This is a genomic window from Dactylosporangium siamense (genome assembly GCF_016862795.1).
Classification (GTDB): domain Bacteria; phylum Actinomycetota; class Actinomycetes; order Mycobacteriales; family Micromonosporaceae; genus Dactylosporangium; species Dactylosporangium siamense.
This window is the reverse complement of the sequence record NZ_BONQ01000085.1, coordinates 1-18,037: the sequence shown is the minus strand read 5'-3', so window position 1 is coordinate 18,037 and position 18,037 is coordinate 1. Positions and strand designations below refer to the sequence as shown.

Annotated in this window: 21 protein-coding genes; 11 read left to right on the top strand and 10 right to left on the bottom strand. The window is 70.3% G+C overall.

From position 1 onward, the window contains the following. Window positions 1–12 precede the first annotated feature (12 nt). Both Dsi01nite_RS28960 and Dsi01nite_RS28955 read right to left on the bottom strand, forming a co-directional pair. Window positions 13–207, bottom strand: coding sequence for a DUF397 domain-containing protein (locus Dsi01nite_RS28960; RefSeq protein ID WP_203849451.1), 195 nt, complete (start codon window positions 205–207; stop codon window positions 13–15). Between the two features lie 37 nt (window positions 208–244). Next, window positions 245–1,102: a helix-turn-helix domain-containing protein gene (locus tag Dsi01nite_RS28955; RefSeq protein ID WP_203849450.1), complete on the bottom strand. Its 858-nt coding sequence runs from the start codon at window positions 1,100–1,102 to the stop codon at window positions 245–247. A gap of 280 nt (window positions 1,103–1,382) precedes the next feature. On the opposite strand from Dsi01nite_RS28955, the gene Dsi01nite_RS28950 reads away from it, so the two are divergent. Next, a complete protein-coding gene (locus Dsi01nite_RS28950) occupies window positions 1,383–1,808 on the top strand; it encodes a DUF6232 family protein (RefSeq protein ID WP_203849449.1) in 426 nt (141 codons plus the stop codon). On the opposite strand, the gene Dsi01nite_RS28945 is transcribed toward Dsi01nite_RS28950, so the two are convergent. From Dsi01nite_RS28945 to mobA, 3 genes are read right to left on the bottom strand one after another with little or no spacing between them, the layout of a single operon-like run. Beyond that, the gene (locus tag Dsi01nite_RS28945) at window positions 1,805–2,866 is read right to left on the bottom strand and encodes a T3SS (YopN, CesT) and YbjN peptide-binding chaperone 1 (RefSeq protein WP_203849448.1); all 1,062 of its coding nucleotides are present in this window, start codon (window positions 2,864–2,866) and stop codon (window positions 1,805–1,807) included. The two genes, Dsi01nite_RS28950 and Dsi01nite_RS28945, sit on opposite strands and share 4 nt — an antisense overlap. Before the next feature lie 54 nt (window positions 2,867–2,920). Next, entirely contained in the window at window positions 2,921–3,166 is a 246-nt protein-coding gene (locus tag Dsi01nite_RS28940; RefSeq protein WP_203849447.1) for a DUF6457 domain-containing protein, read from the bottom strand. Further along, complete coding sequence (gene mobA, locus Dsi01nite_RS28935; protein WP_239136253.1) at window positions 3,166–3,861, bottom strand: molybdenum cofactor guanylyltransferase; 696 nt, start codon at window positions 3,859–3,861, stop codon at window positions 3,166–3,168. The genes Dsi01nite_RS28940 and mobA overlap by 1 nt, the downstream gene beginning before the upstream one ends. Window positions 3,862–4,473: 612 nt before the next feature. Between mobA and fdhD the strand changes: the two genes are divergently transcribed. Then, on the top strand, window positions 4,474–5,502 hold the full coding sequence (gene fdhD / locus Dsi01nite_RS28930) for a formate dehydrogenase accessory sulfurtransferase FdhD (RefSeq protein WP_203849446.1): 1,029 nt from the start codon (window positions 4,474–4,476) through the stop codon (window positions 5,500–5,502). Here the strand turns inward: fdhD and Dsi01nite_RS28925 are convergent. The 4 genes from Dsi01nite_RS28925 to Dsi01nite_RS28910 form a co-directional block, all read right to left on the bottom strand. Beyond that, entirely contained in the window at window positions 5,387–6,424 is a 1,038-nt protein-coding gene (locus tag Dsi01nite_RS28925) for a DUF4192 domain-containing protein (protein ID WP_203849445.1), read from the bottom strand. The genes fdhD and Dsi01nite_RS28925 overlap by 116 nt on opposite strands. Window positions 6,425–6,657: 233 nt before the next feature. Further along, window positions 6,658–7,098 carry a GNAT family N-acetyltransferase gene (locus tag Dsi01nite_RS28920; RefSeq protein WP_239136252.1) on the bottom strand — a complete coding sequence of 147 codons (441 nt, stop codon included), beginning with the start codon at window positions 7,096–7,098 and terminating at the stop codon, window positions 6,658–6,660. Between the two features lie 337 nt (window positions 7,099–7,435). Next, window positions 7,436–7,636, bottom strand: coding sequence for a DUF397 domain-containing protein (locus tag Dsi01nite_RS28915; RefSeq protein ID WP_203849444.1), 201 nt, complete (start codon window positions 7,634–7,636; stop codon window positions 7,436–7,438). 18 nt (window positions 7,637–7,654) lie between these two features. After that, on the bottom strand, window positions 7,655–8,509 hold the full coding sequence (locus tag Dsi01nite_RS28910; protein WP_203849443.1) for a helix-turn-helix domain-containing protein: 855 nt from the start codon (window positions 8,507–8,509) through the stop codon (window positions 7,655–7,657). Window positions 8,510–8,684: 175 nt separating this feature from the next. Here Dsi01nite_RS28910 and Dsi01nite_RS28905 point away from each other — a divergent pair, with 175 nt between their 5' ends. Together Dsi01nite_RS28905 and Dsi01nite_RS28900 are read left to right on the top strand one after the other, a co-directional pair. Next, window positions 8,685–8,942 (top strand): hypothetical protein, encoded by a 258-nt coding sequence (locus tag Dsi01nite_RS28905; RefSeq protein ID WP_203849442.1) that lies wholly within the window; start codon window positions 8,685–8,687, stop codon window positions 8,940–8,942. Next, window positions 8,942–9,121, top strand: a complete 180-nt coding sequence (locus Dsi01nite_RS28900) for a hypothetical protein (protein WP_203849441.1) — start codon at window positions 8,942–8,944, stop codon at window positions 9,119–9,121. The genes Dsi01nite_RS28905 and Dsi01nite_RS28900 overlap by 1 nt, the downstream gene beginning before the upstream one ends. A 3-nt stretch (window positions 9,122–9,124) precedes the next feature. On the opposite strand, the gene Dsi01nite_RS28895 is transcribed toward Dsi01nite_RS28900, so the two are convergent. After that, complete coding sequence (locus Dsi01nite_RS28895; protein ID WP_203849440.1) at window positions 9,125–9,733, bottom strand: hypothetical protein; 609 nt, start codon at window positions 9,731–9,733, stop codon at window positions 9,125–9,127. A 350-nt stretch (window positions 9,734–10,083) separates the two neighbouring features. On the opposite strand from Dsi01nite_RS28895, the gene pdhA reads away from it, so the two are divergent. The 7 genes from pdhA to Dsi01nite_RS58945 all read left to right on the top strand — a co-directional run. Continuing rightward, window positions 10,084–11,217: a pyruvate dehydrogenase (acetyl-transferring) E1 component subunit alpha gene (gene pdhA, locus Dsi01nite_RS28890; protein WP_203849439.1), complete on the top strand. Its 1,134-nt coding sequence runs from the start codon at window positions 10,084–10,086 to the stop codon at window positions 11,215–11,217. After that, a complete protein-coding gene (locus Dsi01nite_RS28885; protein WP_203849468.1) occupies window positions 11,214–12,194 on the top strand; it encodes an alpha-ketoacid dehydrogenase subunit beta in 981 nt (326 codons plus the stop codon). The genes pdhA and Dsi01nite_RS28885 overlap by 4 nt, the downstream gene beginning before the upstream one ends. Before the next feature lie 11 nt (window positions 12,195–12,205). After that, window positions 12,206–13,615, top strand: a complete 1,410-nt coding sequence (locus Dsi01nite_RS28880; RefSeq protein WP_203849438.1) for a dihydrolipoamide acetyltransferase family protein — start codon at window positions 12,206–12,208, stop codon at window positions 13,613–13,615. Window positions 13,616–13,818: 203 nt separating this feature from the next. Continuing rightward, on the top strand, window positions 13,819–13,953 hold the full coding sequence (locus Dsi01nite_RS58435) for a hypothetical protein (RefSeq protein ID WP_275423422.1): 135 nt from the start codon (window positions 13,819–13,821) through the stop codon (window positions 13,951–13,953). Window positions 13,954–14,139: 186 nt separating this feature from the next. Then, window positions 14,140–15,978: an LppU/SCO3897 family protein gene (locus Dsi01nite_RS28870; RefSeq protein WP_203849436.1), complete on the top strand. Its 1,839-nt coding sequence runs from the start codon at window positions 14,140–14,142 to the stop codon at window positions 15,976–15,978. A 66-nt stretch (window positions 15,979–16,044) separates the two neighbouring features. Next, entirely contained in the window at window positions 16,045–17,889 is a 1,845-nt protein-coding gene (locus tag Dsi01nite_RS28865) for an NHL domain-containing thioredoxin family protein (RefSeq protein WP_203849435.1), read from the top strand. Window positions 17,890–17,899: 10 nt separating this feature from the next. Further along, a partial coding sequence (locus tag Dsi01nite_RS58945; RefSeq protein ID WP_203849467.1) for a hypothetical protein occupies window positions 17,900–18,037 on the top strand: 138 nt, incomplete at its 3' end.

Sequence of the window (18,037 nt, the reverse complement as noted above, 5' to 3'; positions counted from 1 at the left end):
GCTTTTCTTCGACTAGCGCTGAACTTCGGTCGTGTACTGGTTTCCGGTCACGTGCTGGACGAACGCCCGCCACGCGGCCGGGTCGACGAAGATCTCCGGGCTGTTGGCATCCTTCGAGTCGCGGATGCCGACGGCCCGGGGGTCGAGCAGCACCTCGACGCAGCCGGTGGCCCCACTACGCGTGCTCTTACGCCACACAATGCTCATGACAAAATCCTATTCTTCGCGGAAAGCGTGATTCGCCCTACTCGTACGCGCGAATAGCCCGCTGGATATATTCCAGCGTGTCCGCGTGACTCAGGGCCACAGTGCGCAACGATTCGAACGCCATGAGGTAGCGTCGAACCTCTTCGGATCGTGTGCGGAACACCCCGCCGGTCATTCCGTCGCAATACACCAGCGGCTGCTCTAATTCATTGGCAAACTCGAGAATCGTGAACAACCCGTCGATCCCGCGGTGCGCGCCGCGGTCGAAGGGCACCATCTGCAGCGTGACCGTCGGCCGGTCAGCGATCTCCATCAGCCTCATGAGCTGACGTTTCATGACACTGGTGCCACCCACCGGCCTACTCAGGACCGCCTCGTCGAGCACCGCCCAGATCTTCGGCGGCGGATCCCGGGTCAGGACGGCCTGTCGGGCCATCCGGACCGAAACCCGCTGATTCACCACGTCGGGCCGCTCCCCGGCGGACACCGAATTGATGATTGCCCCGGCGTATTCCACCGTCTGCATCAGGCCATTGAGAACGACCGCGTCATAGATGAAGATCTCGGACGCCTCGGATTCGAACCCGATATACGTCTCATAGGCGCCGAGCAGTGCTTCGCCATACGCTTCCCACCATGCCCGTTGGCGCGATTGCGCAGCGAGGGCGGTGAGACGCGTGCGATCGACCTCAGAGGTCTTGTAGAGGTCGAAGAGCTTGGTCAGGTCCGGGTTACGGACGCTGCTGTTGGCGGTCTCGATCCGGCTGACCTTGGATTCCGACCACTTGAGCTCGGTGGCGACCTCAGCCGCCGTCTTCCGGGCAGCCTCACGCAACCGTCGCAGCTCGGCCCCGAGCTGACGACGGAGCAGAGTCGGGCTCGGCTTCGACGACATCATGCACACCGTACCGCATGCGCGCACAAATGCTGAGAACTTTCGGCACACAGCTGCACTTGCATCTCCGACAGAGTTGATGCGCAATAGAGACAGAAGCTTACCGGTGAGACTGCATGATCCGCCTCACCCGGCGACGGCGACGCTTGAGCTTCGAAAAGTGCCTCTTCCCCAGAGGGCACTGGACGGCGGCCGTCACCGTGGCCGGTTGCCGCCTCCTTCTTTCGTCGCGTCAGCGCCCGCAACCCGAGCGCCGACCAGCATCAAGGGAGCGCACCCCATGAACTCCTTCGCACCGCAGTCGTTCGAGTCCCGACCGGTCGTCCACTACAACCAGCACGGAATTCTGGTGACCGACCGGGTCTTCGCCACCGAGACCGGCCGCTACGAGATCGCCGAGCTGACGCGTCCAACGCACGGCACCGGTGGCCTGCACCCCGGCGTGCGGGCGTGCATCGCGATCGGACTGGCGAACACCGTCGTGCTCGGCGTCGCCGTCGCGACCACCGGCTCCATCGCGGTCGTCCTGGTCGCACTGTCCGCGCTGGCCATCACCTGGTTGGTCGGGCTCATCTACGCACGGCGCTGGCCCCGGCAGCACACCCTGGTCGCCGACTACCGCGGCAAGCAGGTCACGCTGCTGAGCACCCGCGACGTCGACCTCTTCGGCCGGGTGTCCCGGGCGCTGCAACGCTCGCGGCGCTAGAGATACATTCCCGTGCGCTCGCCTTCAACCTGTCTCGGAGCATCGTTCTCACCGAAGAAGCGCTTGCCACCGAACTCGCCCTGCAGGCGGTCATCGAGCTCGTCCGCGAGCCCGGTCATCACCTGCACGGCGAGCATCAGGTGGGTCGCCTGGAAGTCCCGGCCGAACACCGGCACCGACGCCCACACCGTGTCGTTGGTGCAGTACAGCCGGCCGATCGGCATCCGATTGGTGAGCTCGGACAGCTTCACGTAGAGCCGCTCGGTCGGCTCGATCTCGGTCAGGATCGGCGAGAACACGTCGACCAGCGGCGGGTTGTCCCGGACCCGGACGAACACCATGGCCGACCCCGACCGGATGCCGATGTCACCGTCCGGGTCGATCGTGAGCTCCTCCGGCGTCGTCTTCATCAGCCGGGCCACGACCGTGACCACCTTGTCCTGCAGGGGCAGATCGTCGCCCTGCTCCTCATGGTTGTGCTTGGCGCGCACCACGGCGACCGGCCCGTCGTCGTCCGTGTCGACGATCGACGCCAGCGACCGCGCGACCCCCAGCGACGGCAACGCCGCCACGAGGCCCTGCGCGTCATGCGCCAGATAGGTGAGGAACGCGGGGTGCGGCGTGCCGTAGATGTCCCGCAACGTCCGCATGATCAGGCGGCTGAGCTGCACCGCGTCGCTCTTCGGCACCCGCAGCCCGAACGCCTCGCCCGACCCCGCCACCACTCCTGGCGGCGACCACCCGAGCGCCACGATCTCCGCGATGACGGTCCGTCCGAGCCGATACGCCGCGGGCAGGTCAGCGTTGCCGACCGCGGTCGCGGCGAGCATGTCGCCGTCCTCGCCGGTCACCTGCACCGAGTAGACGGCGTCACCGGTCCCGGACGCCGTCGGGTCGAGCGTCAGATCGAGCGTCGTGCCCGGGTCGAGCTGGCGCAGCGCGTCGACCAGGTGGCGCGCGAAGTCGCGCCAGGCCTCAGCAACCTTCTCCTTGAGGTCCCCACCGATGGGATCCTCATCGTCGAACAACGCTGCCTCGTAGTCCTGATCATCCGCCATGACCGCCTCCAATCCCCCCGGGCCTCACCCTATCCAGACGATGCACCTCCCGGGTCAGCGCCCACTCACCAATGCGGCCAACCGCGCCCGCGTCTCCTCCAGGTCGGCCCCCCGCCCCACCGCCACTCCCAGCAGGAACGCCGTCACCGGCGCCCCCGGCCGCACCACGTGGTGCGCCACGTCCCGGGCCAGGTCGAGGATCGCGTCCCGCTCCCCCACACCCAGCGGCTCCAGCCCGAGCTCAGCACAGGCCCGCACCACCCAGGCCGCCAGCTCCTCGTCCCCCGCACTCCCGCCCATCACCACTCCACTCTCTGCTCTGCTTGCACGGCTGACTCGGCTTGCACGGCTGACTCAGCTGGCACGGCAGGTTGGCCTGCACCGCTTGCCCGGGTCAGGTCCTCGTCCGTGTCGCAGTCGAAGTATGGCGACGGCCCGTCCTGCTCCCACCTGACCTCAGCAACCACCAGCCCGTCGAACACCGCCCGCATCGACCTGCCCACCGGGTCCCCGAGCCGCTCGACCCCACGCCGCAGCGCATCGCCCCGCCACACCCCGCAGAGCAGCTGCCGCTTCCCCCGCTCGTCGACGAACACCGCCCCGTCCACCCGGCCGGCCGCGCCGACCACCGCGCCGACCAGCACCTGAACCGCCGCGGCCGTGAGATGCGGCAGGTCCGCCGCGAACACCCCGACCAGGTCCAACCCCTCGCCCGGCGCTTCCCCCGGTATCAGGGTGAGCGCGGCCGCGGTCGCCGCAGCCGGTCCGGCACCTGCCGGCTCCTCCCGGACCGTGAGCACCCCGGCGGGCAGGCCGGCCCGCGCGGGCCCGACCACGATCCGCCGCCCGGCCCCGTCCAGCGCGGCAAGCACCCGGTCCAGCATGGGCACCCCGGCGACGGCGAGCATCGGCTTGTCCCTGCCCCCGAGCCGGGTCCCACCACCACCGGCAAGAATCACGGCCGTCAGCCCCGGCCACGTGCTGACTGCCCGCATGCCCAGAACGTACCGCCGACCGGAACACGCCCGCACCCGACAACCAACACCTCGGGCCCTTCCGCCGACGCCGGCACGGCGACCGTCGCCCAGACCGTCACCTGTCGCGCGGCCGATCGGGCGGGTCGGGCGGGTCGGGCGAGCGGGCAGGCAGGCGTGATCGAAGTCGTGCACGGGCTGCGCGGACAGCCAGCCCGCGACGTCGATCACCAGGAAGATCCACTCCCAGTGCGGAAAGCGGGTGAAGCGGCTGCTCCGGGCCTCGGCAACGCCGGATCCAGCGCCGGGCACGCGGGGGTGGTCTTTCTCCACACCTCGAAGGACCGCCCGGGCATCTGACCCCGGAAGTCATTCGGTTTGTCGCGCCACTCAGCGAGGACGAGCCACCTTGACCAATGGCGGGGTGATGCGGCCCGGATGATGTTCTGGTCCGTGCCGGTCGAGCGACCGACAGCAGCGGAACGGAACCGTAGTTCGCACCACCGCCCCCGCACCCACTGAAGATCCAGTGAGCGGAACAGTGGTCAGGTCGGTAGCGACTGGGGAGTATCGAGGAGCGCACCCCTCGCCCGGCGCGCTGAACCACGTGAGCACTGATCTGGAGGCCCGACCATGGGACGCGTCACGCAACGACGCACGATCGCCCGGGTGAACGTCGCCCCGGCGGCCGCGAACGCCCCGGCGGCCGCGAACGGGACGGCGGCCGCGAACGGGACGGCGGCCGCGAACGGGGCAGCGGCCGGGAACGGGCACGGGGACGGGTCGCCGGTTGGTGTTGCCGTGACGGTCGGGCCGGACACACTCGTGGCCGAAGAGCCGCTGGAGATCAGGGTCGGTGCGGCGGGGGCGGCCAGGCCGCCGCTGGCGGTGACCATGCGGACGCCCGGGGACGACCTGGATCTGGCGATCGGGTTCCTGTTGACCGAGGGGATCATCAGGTCGGCGCAGGACGTGCGGACGGCGCAGTTGTGTGCCGGTGATCAGGAGGCCAACACGTACAACGTCGTCGACGTGGCGTTGGCGGCCGGAGTGCCGGCGCCGGCGGTCGATCCGGCCAGGAACTTCTACACCACGTCGTCGTGTGGGGTGTGCGGGAAGGCGAGCATCGACGCGGTGCGGACGCGGTCGCTCTTCAACGTGGTCGGGGACGGGGTCAGGGTGGCGCCGGAGGTGCTGGCCGGTCTGCCGGACGCGCTGCGGGAGGGGCAGCGGGCCTTCAGGACGACGGGTGGGCTGCACGCGGCGGGGTTGTTCACGGCCGGCGGGAAGCTGGTCTGCCTGCGGGAGGACGTGGGGCGGCACAACGCCGTCGACAAGGTCGTCGGGTGGGCGGTGCGGCAGGGGAGGCTCCCGCTCGCCGGTCATGTCCTGGTGGTGAGTGGCCGGGCCAGTTTCGAGCTGTGCCAGAAGGCGTGGATGGCCGGCATCCCGGTGCTCGCGGCGGTGTCGGCGCCGAGCACCCTGGCGGTGGATCTGGCCGAGGAGGCCGGGCTGACGCTGGTCGGCTTTCTGCGGGGGCAGACCTTCAACGTTTACGCCGGCGCGCAACGCGTCGTCGGGCTGGAGCAGGCCGCCGGTCCCGTCGCACGATCGGCGGGAGCGACTGCGGCGACAGCCCCCGGTCCAGGATCTCGGTCATGAGTTTGGCGGCGCTGTAGTCCGCGTCGGCATCCAGGGCACGCTCGGCGGCGATGCGGGAGCGCACACCGTTGCCGGAGCGCCAGGCGGCATACGAGACCAGCATCGCGGCGGGCGCGGCGAACGTCGGGGCGCAGCGGCGCAGGACGTCGGTCCAGAGGCGCTCGTGGACCTCGAGGTCGGGCTCGCCGTCGCGGTCGATGCGCATCCAGGCTTCGTCACGCAGGGGCAGGCTGTGGATGAGGAACGCGATCCAGGCGACCTCCTCGTCGGTCAGCCGGCCGCCCGCGCGGGTGCGTCGCAGGGCCGTGTCGAGGGCGGCGAGGCCGTCGGCCGGGGTGTCGGCGGACCGGGCGAGCCGGGCCTGGGCGTCCCGGGCCGCGCGCTCGGCCGTGTCGAGGGCGGCGCCGGTCGGTGCGGCGAGGCTGTCGACGAGGGTGGCCCGGTCTGGCAGCGCGACCATCCCGATGAGCGTGGCGGTGGCCGCGATCGCCGAGGCGGTGACGTCATACGGCACGCCCTCCGCCGGGCCGCAGCAGGCCGAGTCGCAGACGAGGGAGCGGTAGCGCCCCTCGTGTGCCCAGAGCATCTCGTGGACGGCGACGCCCTGGCGGCGCATCGCGGCCGCGGTGGCGAGCAGGAGCGGCTCGACGCGCCCGGGTGGGCCGTAGCCGATCAGCACGACGTGGTCGACGTGCTGGCGGTGGAACATGTCCGCATAGCCCTCGGCGAGGGTGTCGAGGTCCTCGCACTGGTCACGCAGATCGTCGCGCAGGTGGAAGCGGAGCCGGCGGCCGCGCACGCCGAGGGCCACGATGCTGTCGGACGGGTGGAATCCGAACAGATACGGCGTGCCGGCCAGGATGTCTTCCGGGGTGCGCAGCCGCAGCCGGGGCTGGGCGATGGTGGAGGTCGCGGTCGTCATGCATCCGAGCCTGGCGGTTGCCGCCACGCACGGGAACTAGCGGTTTTCGGCTGTGGATAACGCCCGTTTCGATCCACAGCCGGAAACCGACGCTTGACAACGCAAGCCAGACCCACAAAGCACAAAGCCAGACCGACCCAGAAGCACAAAGCCAGACCGACTCAGAAGCACGAAGCCAGACCGATCCAAAAGCACAGAACCAGACCGACCCAGAAGCACGAAGCCAGCCAGACCTAGAAACGGAATCGCTGGTCGTGCAGGTCGATCCCGTCCCTCCAGTCCTGCCCGTCCGGATGCAGGTCGATCGCGAGCGTGACCCTGGCAAGGGCGTCATACCCGGCCCCGTGCAGGCACCGGATCGCGTCCAGGTTGCGCGCCGCCGGCGAGATGCTCAGCTGCCCGAGCCCTCGCCGTCTGGCCTGGTCGGCGACGTGCTCCAGCAGCGCCCGGCCGATCCCCTCGCCGCGCCGCGCCGACGCCACGACCAGCGGCTCGACCTGGCCGCCCCGGCCGTCGAGGATGAGCCCGACCATGCCGACCACCCCGACGCCCAGGATCTCGGCGACCCACATGCCGGACAGGTCGAGCCGGGTGAGGTACTCCTCGAACGCGGCACCCGGATCACCACCGACGGGTGGCGCGGCGGGATAGAGATGGTGATGTTCCTCGGTCAACTCCGCCCATAAGTGGCGGCACTCTCGATGGTCCGTCGGTCGGTACGCACGGATCGTCGGCTGCAGCGTCGCGACGCCGCCACCCACGCCGCCAGCTGCGCGAACAGTCGCCATGTATCCATGCTTACTCCGGTGCGACGCTCCGCGACACCCACATCGCGGTATTGCACCCTGACGGCCGCCCACTGACCGTTTCACGCCTTTTGTTGCATCACGCGGATCGCGCCCGAAAGGTTACTGATCCAAGCTGTTGGCGATAACATCAGGAACGGCTCGCAGCTGAAACGACGAAGGGACCGCCGGGTCGGGGCGGTCCCTTCGCTGCTTGCTGAGTCTTTTACGGCAGGCGGAATTCACCGTCGGTGTCGACGGCCGCGATGAAGGTCTCCCATTCGGCGCGGGTGAAGCACACCGATCCCGCGTCCGGGGCGTTGGAGTTGCGGACCTCGACGACGCCGTCGACAAACCGCGCTTCGACGCACTGTCCGTTGTTACCGCTTCGGGTGGGCTTGTGCCACCGCTCGTTCAGCGCAGCCATCTGCGCACTCCTTCGTTGTCAGGCCGTCTCAGCTACCGCGGAGTCGATCAACTTGACCGATTCGAATGGGCTGAGCGCGGCGGCTCGCAGACTTTCGAACACGTCGTGATACCGCTGGACATCTCCGGCTTCCTGGTAGATGTCCCCTGCCATGGCTTCGGCATACACGACACTTGGTGCACCTTGGAACTTGAGGATCGCGAACGACCCAGCCATGCCGGCATAGGCCCCTCCGCTGAACGGAAGGATCTGGACCGTCACGTTCCTCGCCCGGCCCATGTCGGCCAGGTGCTTGAGCTGCGACCGCATGACGTCGGCCCCGCCGATGAGACGCCGGATGACGCTCTCGTCGAGGACCGCGATGAACTGCAGTGGATCATCGGCCCTGGTGAGCAGCTCCTGGCGCTCGCGGCGGGCGCTGACGTGTGCCTGGACGGCGTCGTCCGGCTCACCGGAGGGGGACGCGGCGGCGAGCAGCGCCCGCGTGTACTCCTCCGTCTGCAGCAGACCGGGCACCACCAGCGCCTCGTAGTCACGCATCTCGATCGCGTTGGACTCGAGGCCGATGTATCGGGAGTAGTGGCTGGGAAGGTCGCCGAAGCGGGCGAACCAGCCCCGGGTCTTGCCTTCCTTCGCGAGCGCGATCAATGTCTCGGTCAGATCACGATCATCAACGTCGTAAATCTTGAGCAACTGTTCGAGCGTGCTCCGGCGGATGCCGACCTTCCCGCCTTCCATGCGACTGATCGTGCTGGGCGAGCAGTCGAGTTGCAGGCCGACGTCCTCCGTGGTGAGTCTTGCCTGCTCGCGCAGCCGTCGGAGTTGTTTGCCCAACTGGAAGCGGGGGAACGTGGGGCTGTGCGCGTGGGACACGGCTCACCTCCATTACTCAAGACGAGTGTGTCCGTTACCGGGTTGCCGCGCAAGCATGTCGGTCAGTGAGCGATTGGGTTGCTCTACTCAAGTTTGACGGAACGTATTGCCCCGGGAAACCTGCACATGCATTCTGAGGCGGTCAGATGGTTCCTCGGCCGGAGGGAGATCCGTCGTGATCGAAGACGACGTGATCCTGCTCGAAGGCGCGCCGCGACTCTTCGGCATTGTCGCCGATCCCTTCGATGACGACCATCCCCAGGTCGTCGCATGGGGTCACGAGCTGCCGGATCAGGCCGTGCTCACCTGGCGCCTGGGCAACGGGAAGTCCGAAATCGCCGTCTTCCAGTCCGCGGAGGCCGCGCTCGCGACCGCTCAGCTGCTGTATCCCGCCCGCATCCTGTGGACCGCACCCGCGGTGCAGGGGGTCTGATGGCCGTCATCTACGACCATGCCGTGACCGATGCCCGCCGCCTGGTGGCCCGTCACCAGGCGCTGCGCGTCCAGCAGGTCACCCGCTGCGCGGCCGGCTGCGCGCACTGGCCGTGCAAGCCGTTCTCCACCGCCTGGGCCGTGGTGACCCGCAACTCCAACACGCGCGCCGGCCGCTGACCGTCACACCTCGGACGGCGAGCAGTCCGCCAGGTCTGACTGATCGGCCGACCCCTTTCGGGATCGATGACCGCCGTGGTGCTTCACGGCTTCCGGCTTCCCCTTGAGCTTGCCGTCCCAGCCCGGCCACGCCTTGTTCTGAATCGGGGTCCCGGTGGGCGACGGCTGCGTCGCAGGAGGCGGAGACACGGGCGGCTGAGACGCAGGGGGTCGCACAACAGAAGGCGCCTGCACCTCCGGCGCGGGGACGGACGTCGGCGCCTTGCTGGCCGTACCGACGGAGAAACCGCCACCCGAACCACCTGAGGTGCGGGCGGTGGCGCGCGGTTTGACCACGGTGGCGGGCGGCAGCGGCGCGGTCGGCTGGCCGGCGATCGACGGCACCCCGGTGCTGCGCAGCCCACTGCTGGGCGTCGGGGCGAGCACGAGCGGACCGGGCCGCGGCTCGGCGACGATGGGCGTCCGGACGGACGGCGCCACGTCCAGCGAGGCGCTGCCGGCGGCGACCACGATCAAGGTCGGCACCGAGGTCAGGGCCACGAGCAGGGCGGAAATCAGCAGCGGACGGCGGTTCGTCGACAGTATGCGGTGGGTACGGACATCGGAATCCAACGTGGGTGCTCCAGTGTGCGGGGGAATGCAGAACGAAGCTCTTAGGACTAACTGCCACGCACCGGACGAGGATCTGCCCGTTCTGGAGGGATTTTCCGACCTTGGTACCCCGTGGAACCCGGACTCCATGGTGTCGATCGACACGCCTTCTGCGATGCTGGACACACACCGGCAACGGGGCTGTAGCGTCCGCATACCCTGCGACTGAGCCCCAGGGCCGGCTCCCGGGCGTGATCCACTCACACCCACCGCGACGCGCCGGCCTCAACAGGGCCGCCGCGTAGCAGCCACCCCCGCTGCGCGGCAGGGTTACCCCCACTGCCGACGCGAGAGACGACAGGGAGAAACGGATGGCGAAGGGCGACGCAAAGGCCCGGACGCACACGACACGGGCCGCGCCTGAACCCGCGTTCGTGCAGCTGCTCACCCCTGAAGGAGATCGGGTCGAACACCCCGACTACACGGTCGACTTCACCGACGAGGAATACCGCTCGCTCTACCACGACCTCGTCGTGGTCCGGAAGCTCGACGCCGAGGCGACCGCCCTGCAGCGCCAGGGTGAGCTCGGCATCTGGGCGAGCCTGCTGGGCCAGGAGGCGGCGCAGGTCGGCTCGGGCCGGGCCCTGCGCACGCAGGACATGGCGTTCCCGACCTACCGCGAGCACGGCGTGCTCTACTGCCGCGGCATCGACCCGATCATGCCGCTGCGCCTGTTCCGCGGTGTCGACCAGGGCGCCTGGGACCCCAACGAGTTCAAGTTCGGCATGTACACGATCGTCATCGGCGCGCAGACCCTGCACGCGACCGGATATGCGATGGGCGTCGGCAAGGACGGCAAGGTCGGCTCCGACGACGGCGAGGCCGTCATCGCCTACTTCGGCGACGGTGCCACCAGCCAGGGCGACGTCAACGAGGCGTTCATCTGGGCCTCGGTCTTCAACGCCCCGATGGTGTTCTTCTGCCAGAACAACCAGTATGCGATCTCCGAGCCGCTCGAGCGGCAGACGCGCGTCCCCCTGTATCACCGGGCCAGCGGCTTCGGCTTCCCCGGCCTGCGGGTCGACGGCAACGACGTGCTCGCCTGCTACGCGGTCACCCGCAAGGCCCTCGACGACGCCCGCCACGGCCAGGGGCCGTCGCTGATCGAGGCGTACACGTATCGGATGGGCGCCCACACCACGTCGGACGACCCGACGCGCTACCGGATCGCCAGCGAGGTCGAGGCCTGGCAGGCCAAGGACCCGATCAAGCGGCTGCGGGCGTTCCTCGACAAGCAGGCCATCGCCGGCGACGACTTCTTCGCCGCGGTCGACGAGGAGGCCCGGGTCGCCGCCGTCGACCTGCGCGAACGCGTCCTCACCATGCCGGACCCGGACCCGCGTTCCCTGTTCGACCATGTCTACCCGCACGGCTCACCCGAGCTCGACCAGCAGCGGGAGCAGTTCAGCACGTACATGGCGTCGTTCGAGGGGAGTGGGCACTGATGGCCGAGACCCTGACGATCGGCAAGGCGCTCAACACCGGCCTGCGCCGGGCGATGGAGCGCGACCCCAAGGTCCTCATCATGGGCGAGGACGTCGGCAAGCTCGGCGGCGTCTTCCGCATCACCGACGGCCTGCAGAAGGACTTCGGTGACGAGCGCGTCATCGACACGCCGCTGGCCGAGTCCGGCATCATCGGCACCGCCGTCGGCCTCGCGATCCGGGGCTACCGGCCGGTGTGCGAGATCCAGTTCGACGGGTTCGTCTACCCGGCCTACGACCAGATCGTGTCCCAGGTCGCGAAGATGCACTACCGCTCGCAGGGCAAGGTCAGCCTGCCCATCGTCATCCGGATCCCGTTCGGTGGCGGCATCGGCGCGGTCGAGCACCACTCCGAGTCGCCCGAGGCCTACTTCGCGCACACCGCGGGGCTCAAGGTCGTCTCCTGCTCCAACCCCGACGACGCGTACTGGATGATCCAGCAGTCGATCGAGTCCGACGACCCGATCATCTTCATGGAGCCCAAGCGCCGTTACTGGGAGAAGGGCCAGGTCAACGTCGACACCGCGAGCGCACCGCTGCACGTCTCGCGGGTCGCGCGCACCGGCACCGACGCCACCGTGCTCGCCTACGGGCCGATGGTCCGCACCGCGCTGGACGCCGCGACGGCCGCCGCCGAGGACGGGCGCGAGCTGGAGGTCATCGACCTGCGCACGCTCTCCCCGCTCGACATGGGCCCGGTCTACGAGTCGGTGCGGCGCACCGGCCGCGCGATCGTCGTGCACGAGGCGCCCGGCAACCTGGGTCTCGGCTCGGAGATCGCGGCCCGGATCACCGAGGAGTGCTTCTACTCCCTCGAGGCGCCGGTCCTGCGGGTCACCGGGTTCGACACGCCGTATCCGGCCGCCCGCGTCGAGGAGGAGTACCTGCCCGACCTCGACCGGGTGCTCGACGCCGTCGACCGCTCGTTCGGGTTCTAAGGGGACGCGCAGTGACGGTCAAAGAGTTCAACCTTCCCGATCTTGGCGAAGGCCTCACCGAGGGTGAAATCCTCAAGTGGCTGGTCAACGTCGGCGACACGATCGAGCTCAACCAGCCGATCGTCGAGGTCGAGACCGCGAAGGCGGCGGTCGAGATCCCGGCCAAGTGGGCCGGCCAGGTCGCCAAGATCTTCCACCCCGAGGGCACCATGGTCGAGGTCGGCGCCACGATCATCGCGATCGACACCGACCCGGGAAACGCCGCTCCGGCGCCTTCCGCCGCGTCCCTGGCCGCCGTCGACATCGCCGGTGACGCACCGGTCGAACCCGGCATGATCGGCGGTCCCGCACCGGGTGGCCGCACGGCCGTCCTCGTCGGCTACGGTCCGAAAACCGGCGCCGCGAAACGCCGGCCAAGAACAACTGCAACGACAACTGCAGCCTTGATACAGAGCGAGCCTCCCGCAACGCACGTGCCGGCTCCCGTGGTCGAGGAAGACCCAGCGCCCCCGACGAGGACCCCGCAAGGTTCCGTGCTGGCCAAGCCCCCGGTCCGCAAGCTCGCCCGCGACCTGGGCGTGGACCTGGTCGGCATCGCCGGCACCGGCCCGAACGGCTCGATCACGCGCGACGACGTGCTGACCGTGTCCTCCGAGCCGGCCGGCACCGCCGGTTCCGTGGCCCCCGCGGCCGCCGCGCCGGCGAGGGTCGGTCGGGAGGAGCGGATCCCGGTCAAGGGCGTGCGGAAGCTGACCGCCGAGAACATGGTGGCCAGCGCCTTCACCGCGCCGCACGTCACCGAGTTCCTGACGGTCGACGTCACCCGCTCGATGAAGGCGCTCGAACGGCTCAAGACCAAGCGGGACTGGCGCGACGTGCGGGTGTCCCCGCTGCTCATGGTCGCCAAGGCCGCTCTGGTCGCGCTCAAGCGCCACCCGATGGTCAACTCGTCGTGGCAGGGCTCCCCCACCGGCGCCGAGATCGTGGTCAAGCATTTCGTCAACCTCGGCATCGCCGCGGCGACGGAGCGCGGCCTGATCGTGCCCAACGTGAAGGACGCCGACGCGCTCAGCACCCGGGAGCTCGCCGACGCCCTCAACGCCCTGGTCGCCACCGCCCGCGAGGGCAGGACCTCCCCGGCGGCGATGAGTGGCGGCACGTTCACGATCACGAGCGTCGGCGTGTTCGGCATCGACACCGGCACCCCGATCCTGCCTCCCGGCGAATCGGCGATCCTGGTGTTCGGCGCCGTCCGCGACACGCCCTGGGTCCACAAGGGCAAGATCAAGATCCGCCAGGTGACGACGCTCGGCCTGTCGTTCGACCACCGGATCATCGACGGCGAGCTGGGCTCGAAGTTCCTGCGCGACGTCGGCGCCTTCCTGGAGGACCCCGAGGGGTCCCTGCTGGCCTGGAGCTAGCAGTCCAATTCACGGCAGGTGGCCCGGCGCGGATGCGCCGGGCCACTGTCATATGGCCGACGAACTGGGCGTTTACGCAGCCCGCACCCTTCGAATCGTCGGCAGGTGCGCCGCATCACTTGCTATTCGCTGGCTATGGATCTTTCCGTAGGCGTGTAATGAACGGGTACCAAGCCTCGTCCTTACATCCCAAGGAGCCAGCCGTGAGCACCTTCATGGAGCGTTACCGCGCCCGCCGCAACGCCGCCCGCCGCGCCGACGCCATCGAGCGCGCCATCGCCAAGAACCCGTCGAGCGCCCTGCGCGACGAACTCCACGCCATGCTCAGCCGAAGTTGAGCCCATCGCTCCACACCCCGCAGGTCGTCACACCCCCAGCCGCCCCGGTCCGAACCCTCCCCGGACCGGGGCGGCTGCTGTGTTCACCTATTCTGGGTGCGCAGCTCGTGCGAACCTGAGCCTCCGCTCTGCCATGTACGGTTCGGGTCGACTACGGTCGCAAGGGTCTGACCCACAGGAGGCACGATGACGTCCGACCAGCCCCACCCGTCCGAAGCGGACGAGAGTGCGGCGAGCGCGCCGAGCTCACCCCCGCCCGGCACGCCACCGGCCGGCACCGTGCGAGCCACCGCGTCGGTCCCGATGCCGACCAGGCCTCCTGTCCAGCCGCCGGCCCCGGCCACACCGCCCACGCCGGGGACGTATGGCTCCCCCGTCGCACCGGTTTCCCCGCCGCCGGTCGTGCCCGCCGCCGCACCGCCCGCGTTCCCGCCCGCCGCCGCGCCGCCCGCCGCCGCGGTTCCGTTCGCCGCCGCCGCGCCGCCCGCGTTCCCGCCCGCCGAGATCCCCAGGGCCACCGAGCGCGACGAGGCCGCCGAGCACGACGAGCAGCCGGCCCGCCCCGGGCCGTTCCCGCCGGCCGGACCGTTCGCGCCGCCGCCCAGCCCGCTTCCGGCCCGCGTGCCACCGCCACCGAACGGGCCCGCCGGCCCTCCCGGCAGCTTCCCCGGCTTCACCCCAGCGGCACAGACCGGGGACACCCCGCCCGGCGGCTCGGCCCAGGTCCCGGGATACCCGTCATCCGGCAGCCCGGCCGGTTCGGCCCAGGTCCCCGGGTATCCAGCATCCGGCGGACCGTCCGGCGCCGCTCAGGCCCCGGGCTCGGCCCAGGTCCCCGGGTATCCGGCGTCCGGCGGACCGTCCGGCGCGGCGCAGATCCCCGGTTCGGCACAGGTCCCCGGTTCGTTCGGCAACGCCCCCGTCTCCGCCGCCCCGGTCTCCGGCAGCGCGCGGACCTACGGCACCGCTCAGGTTTCCGGCAGCGCCCAGGTCCCGGGGTCCATCCAGCCGCCCACGTCCGCCCCGCCGCAGGCATCGGGCCAGCCATCGTCATACGGCACCGCCCAGGTCCCCACCTCCGCCCCACCGGCGGCCGGTGGCCCGACCTCGGCGCCGCCGACCTCAGCCCCGCCGGCCACGTACGGCACGCCGACCTCCGCGCCGCCGACCTCGGCCCCGCCCGCCTCGTACGGCACCGCGCCGGCCTCCGGACCGCCCGCCACGTACGGCACCCCGACCGGGGACGGCGCCCAGTCCAGCCCGTACGGCAACCCGCCCGCGGGCGCGGTCCCGGCAACGCCGAACCTCGGCAAGATCCCGCCGGCGGGCTCGTACGCCGCCCGCGCCCAGGTATCGGTCCCGCCGGTGAGCGCCCCTCCGGTGAGCACGCCCCCGGCCTCCGGGCCGCCCGCCACCGGCATGTACCAGGCATCCGCGCCGCCGGCCACGTACCCGACGTCGGCCCCGCCGGCGACCGGCATCTACCAGGCATCCGCGCCGCCCGCCGCCAACGCCCCGGCCTCGGGCCCGCCCGCCGCCGGCATCTACCAGGCGGCACCACCCCCGGCCACCGGCGTGTACCAGGCCTCGGTGCCCAGCGCCGCGCCGCCCGGTCCGCACTACAGCGATCTCGTCACGATGCCGGGCGACGCACCGCCGCAGGCGGGGGCACCAGTTGGCGGGGATCCGGGGGTACCGACGCCGCCGGCCGCACCGAAGAGCAAGCGCGGACTCGTCCTCGGGCTGGTCGTGGTGGTGGTCGTGTTCCTGCTCGCGGTCGCGGGCACCGGCATCGTCGTGGCCCTCAACAACGCCGGCAGCACCAGTTTCGCGGTCAACTCGTGCGTGAAGCAGGACGGCGACTCGGCGAAGAAGGCCAGCTGCTCGGACAAGGACGCGTTCACCATCGTGCAGAAGGTCGAGAAGCCGGAGAGCTGCTCGGACGCCAGCCAGCCGTACGTCGTGCTGCAGCACAAGGGCCAGAAGGACGAGGTCCTCTGCCTGCGCCCCACCGCGGCGAAGTGACGCACCGGCAGTGACGCACCGGCCCTGGCCCCGAAGCGGGCCAGGGCTCCGGGCAGACTGGGAGGCATGACCGACCCGGCGCAGTCGCCACTGCTCAAGGCCCGCGTCCGCGCTCCCGAACTCCGGGGGCGGGGATGGCTCAACACCGACGGACTCACCCTGTCCGACCTGCGGGGCAAGATCGTCCTGTTGGATTTCTGGACCTTCTGCTGCATCAACTGCCTGCACGTGCTCGATGAGCTGCGCCCGCTGGAGGAGCGCTACGCCGACGTGCTGGTGACCATCGGCGTGCACTCGCCGAAGTTCGAGCACGAGAAGGACGCCGCCGCGCTCGCGGCCGCCGTCGAGCGGTACGGGGTCGACCACCCCGTGCTCGACGACCCCGAGATGGACATGTGGCAGCAGTACGCGTCGAAGGCCTGGCCGACGCTCACGGTCATCGACCCCGAGGGCTACGTCGTGGCGACGATGGCCGGGGAGGGCCACGCCGAGGGGTTGGCGCGACTGATCGAGGAACTCGTCCGGGTCCACGAGGCGAGAGGGACGCTGCGCCGCGGGAACGCCCCGCACGCCGCGCCGAAGGTCGACGACACCGTGCTGCGGTTCCCCGGCAAGGCGCTCGCCCTCGCCGACGGGCACTTCCTGGTCTCGGACTCGACGCACCAGTCGCTGGTCGAGCTCGACGCCGACAACGAAACGCTGATCCGGCGCATCGGCACCGGGCAGCGCGGCCGCAAGGACGGCACGGATCCCGAGTTCTCCGAGCCGGGCGGGCTGTGCCTGCTGCCGCCGCACATCGCCGGGATCGCGGGGTACGACGTCGTCATCGCCGACACCGTCAACCATCTGCTGCGTGGCCTGAAGCTCGCCACCGGCGAGGTCACCACCGTCGCGGGCAGCGGGCGGCAGTGGCGCGGCACCGTCGACTTCGACACGCACGACTCCCTGGCCGTCGACCTGTCGTCGCCGTGGGACGTGGCGTGGTTCGACGACCGGGTCGTGATCGCGATGGCCGGCATCCACCAGCTGTGGTGGTTCAACCCGGCGCAGCGCACCGCCGGTGTGTACGCGGGCACGACCGTCGAGGCGCTGCGGGACGGCCCGCTGCACGAGGTGTGGATGGCGCAGCCGTCCGGCCTGTCCCCGGCTCCGGACGGCACGAGACTGTGGATCGCCGACAGCGAGTCCAGCGCGATCCGTCGCATCGAGGACGGCCGGATGTCGACCGTCACCGGGCAGGGCCTCTTCGACTTCGGCCACGTCGACGGCCCCGCCGACCAGGCGCTGCTGCAGCACCCGCTCGGCCTGCTCGCCCTGGCCGACGGCAGCGTGCTCGTGGCTGACACGTACAACGGCGCCGTTCGCAGGATCGCCGACGACGTCGTGACCACGGTGGTCGAAGGCCTCAAGGAACCCAGCGACCTGGTGCTCACCCCGACCGGTGACATCGTGGTCGTCGAGTCCGGCGCGCACCGGCTCGTCCGCCTCGCCCCCGGCACCCTCGCCGCGGCGGGTGTCGACGTCGCCGGCGTGCGGCACCGCACCGAGCGCCCCTCGACGATGCTCGCCCCCGGGGAGGTCGAGCTCGACCTGATCTTCGAGCCGGCGCCGGGGCAGAAGCTCGACGAGTCGTTCGGCCCGTCGACCCGCCTGGAGGTGTCGGCCTCGCCGCCGGAGCTGCTGCTGGAGGGCGCGGGCGTGACGCAGAGCCTGCAGCGCCGGCTGGTCCTGTCGCCGGACGTCGCCGAGGGCGTCCTGCAGGTCGTCGCCCAGGCCGCGACCTGCGACATCGACGCGGAGTTTCCGGCCTGCCACCTGACCCGCCAGGACTGGGGCGTCCCGATCCGGGTGGTGAAGGACGGCGCCGTGCGGCTGCCGCTGGTGCTTCGCGGTCTCGACAAGACTCCCTGACCGGCCGGCCGTGATCACGGAACTTCGAGGGGCGCTATCGGAGTTCCGTGATCTTTGGAGGGGTCAGGCGAACGCGGGTCAGGCGAACGCGGGTCAGGCGAACGCGGGTCAGGCGAACGCGGGTCAGGCGAACGCGGGTCAGGCGAAC

Excerpts from the sequence above, each read along its gene's own strand:
- Dsi01nite_RS28870 (WP_203849436.1), top strand. The coding sequence starts at position 14,140 with ATGACGTCCGACCAGCCCCACCCGTCCGAAGCGGACGAGAGTGCGGCG.
- Dsi01nite_RS28955 (WP_203849450.1), bottom strand. The coding sequence starts at position 1,102 with ATGTCGTCGAAGCCGAGCCCGACTCTGCTCCGTCGTCAGCTCGGGGCC.
- Dsi01nite_RS28940 (WP_203849447.1), bottom strand. The coding sequence starts at position 3,166 with ATGGGCGGGAGTGCGGGGGACGAGGAGCTGGCGGCCTGGGTGGTGCGG.
- mobA (WP_239136253.1), bottom strand. The coding sequence starts at position 3,861 with ATGCGGGCAGTCAGCACGTGGCCGGGGCTGACGGCCGTGATTCTTGCC.
- Dsi01nite_RS28960 (WP_203849451.1), bottom strand. The coding sequence starts at position 207 with ATGAGCATTGTGTGGCGTAAGAGCACGCGTAGTGGGGCCACCGGCTGC.
- Dsi01nite_RS28865 (WP_203849435.1), top strand. The coding sequence starts at position 16,045 with ATGACCGACCCGGCGCAGTCGCCACTGCTCAAGGCCCGCGTCCGCGCT.
- Dsi01nite_RS28925 (WP_203849445.1), bottom strand. The coding sequence starts at position 6,424 with ATGACGACCGCGACCTCCACCATCGCCCAGCCCCGGCTGCGGCTGCGC.
- Dsi01nite_RS28950 (WP_203849449.1), top strand. The coding sequence starts at position 1,383 with ATGAACTCCTTCGCACCGCAGTCGTTCGAGTCCCGACCGGTCGTCCAC.
- Dsi01nite_RS28915 (WP_203849444.1), bottom strand. The coding sequence starts at position 7,636 with ATGGCTGCGCTGAACGAGCGGTGGCACAAGCCCACCCGAAGCGGTAAC.
- Dsi01nite_RS28945 (WP_203849448.1), bottom strand. The coding sequence starts at position 2,866 with ATGGCGGATGATCAGGACTACGAGGCAGCGTTGTTCGACGATGAGGAT.
- pdhA (WP_203849439.1), top strand. The coding sequence starts at position 10,084 with ATGGCGAAGGGCGACGCAAAGGCCCGGACGCACACGACACGGGCCGCG.
- fdhD (WP_203849446.1), top strand. The coding sequence starts at position 4,474 with ATGGGACGCGTCACGCAACGACGCACGATCGCCCGGGTGAACGTCGCC.
- Dsi01nite_RS28900 (WP_203849441.1), top strand. The coding sequence starts at position 8,942 with ATGGCCGTCATCTACGACCATGCCGTGACCGATGCCCGCCGCCTGGTG.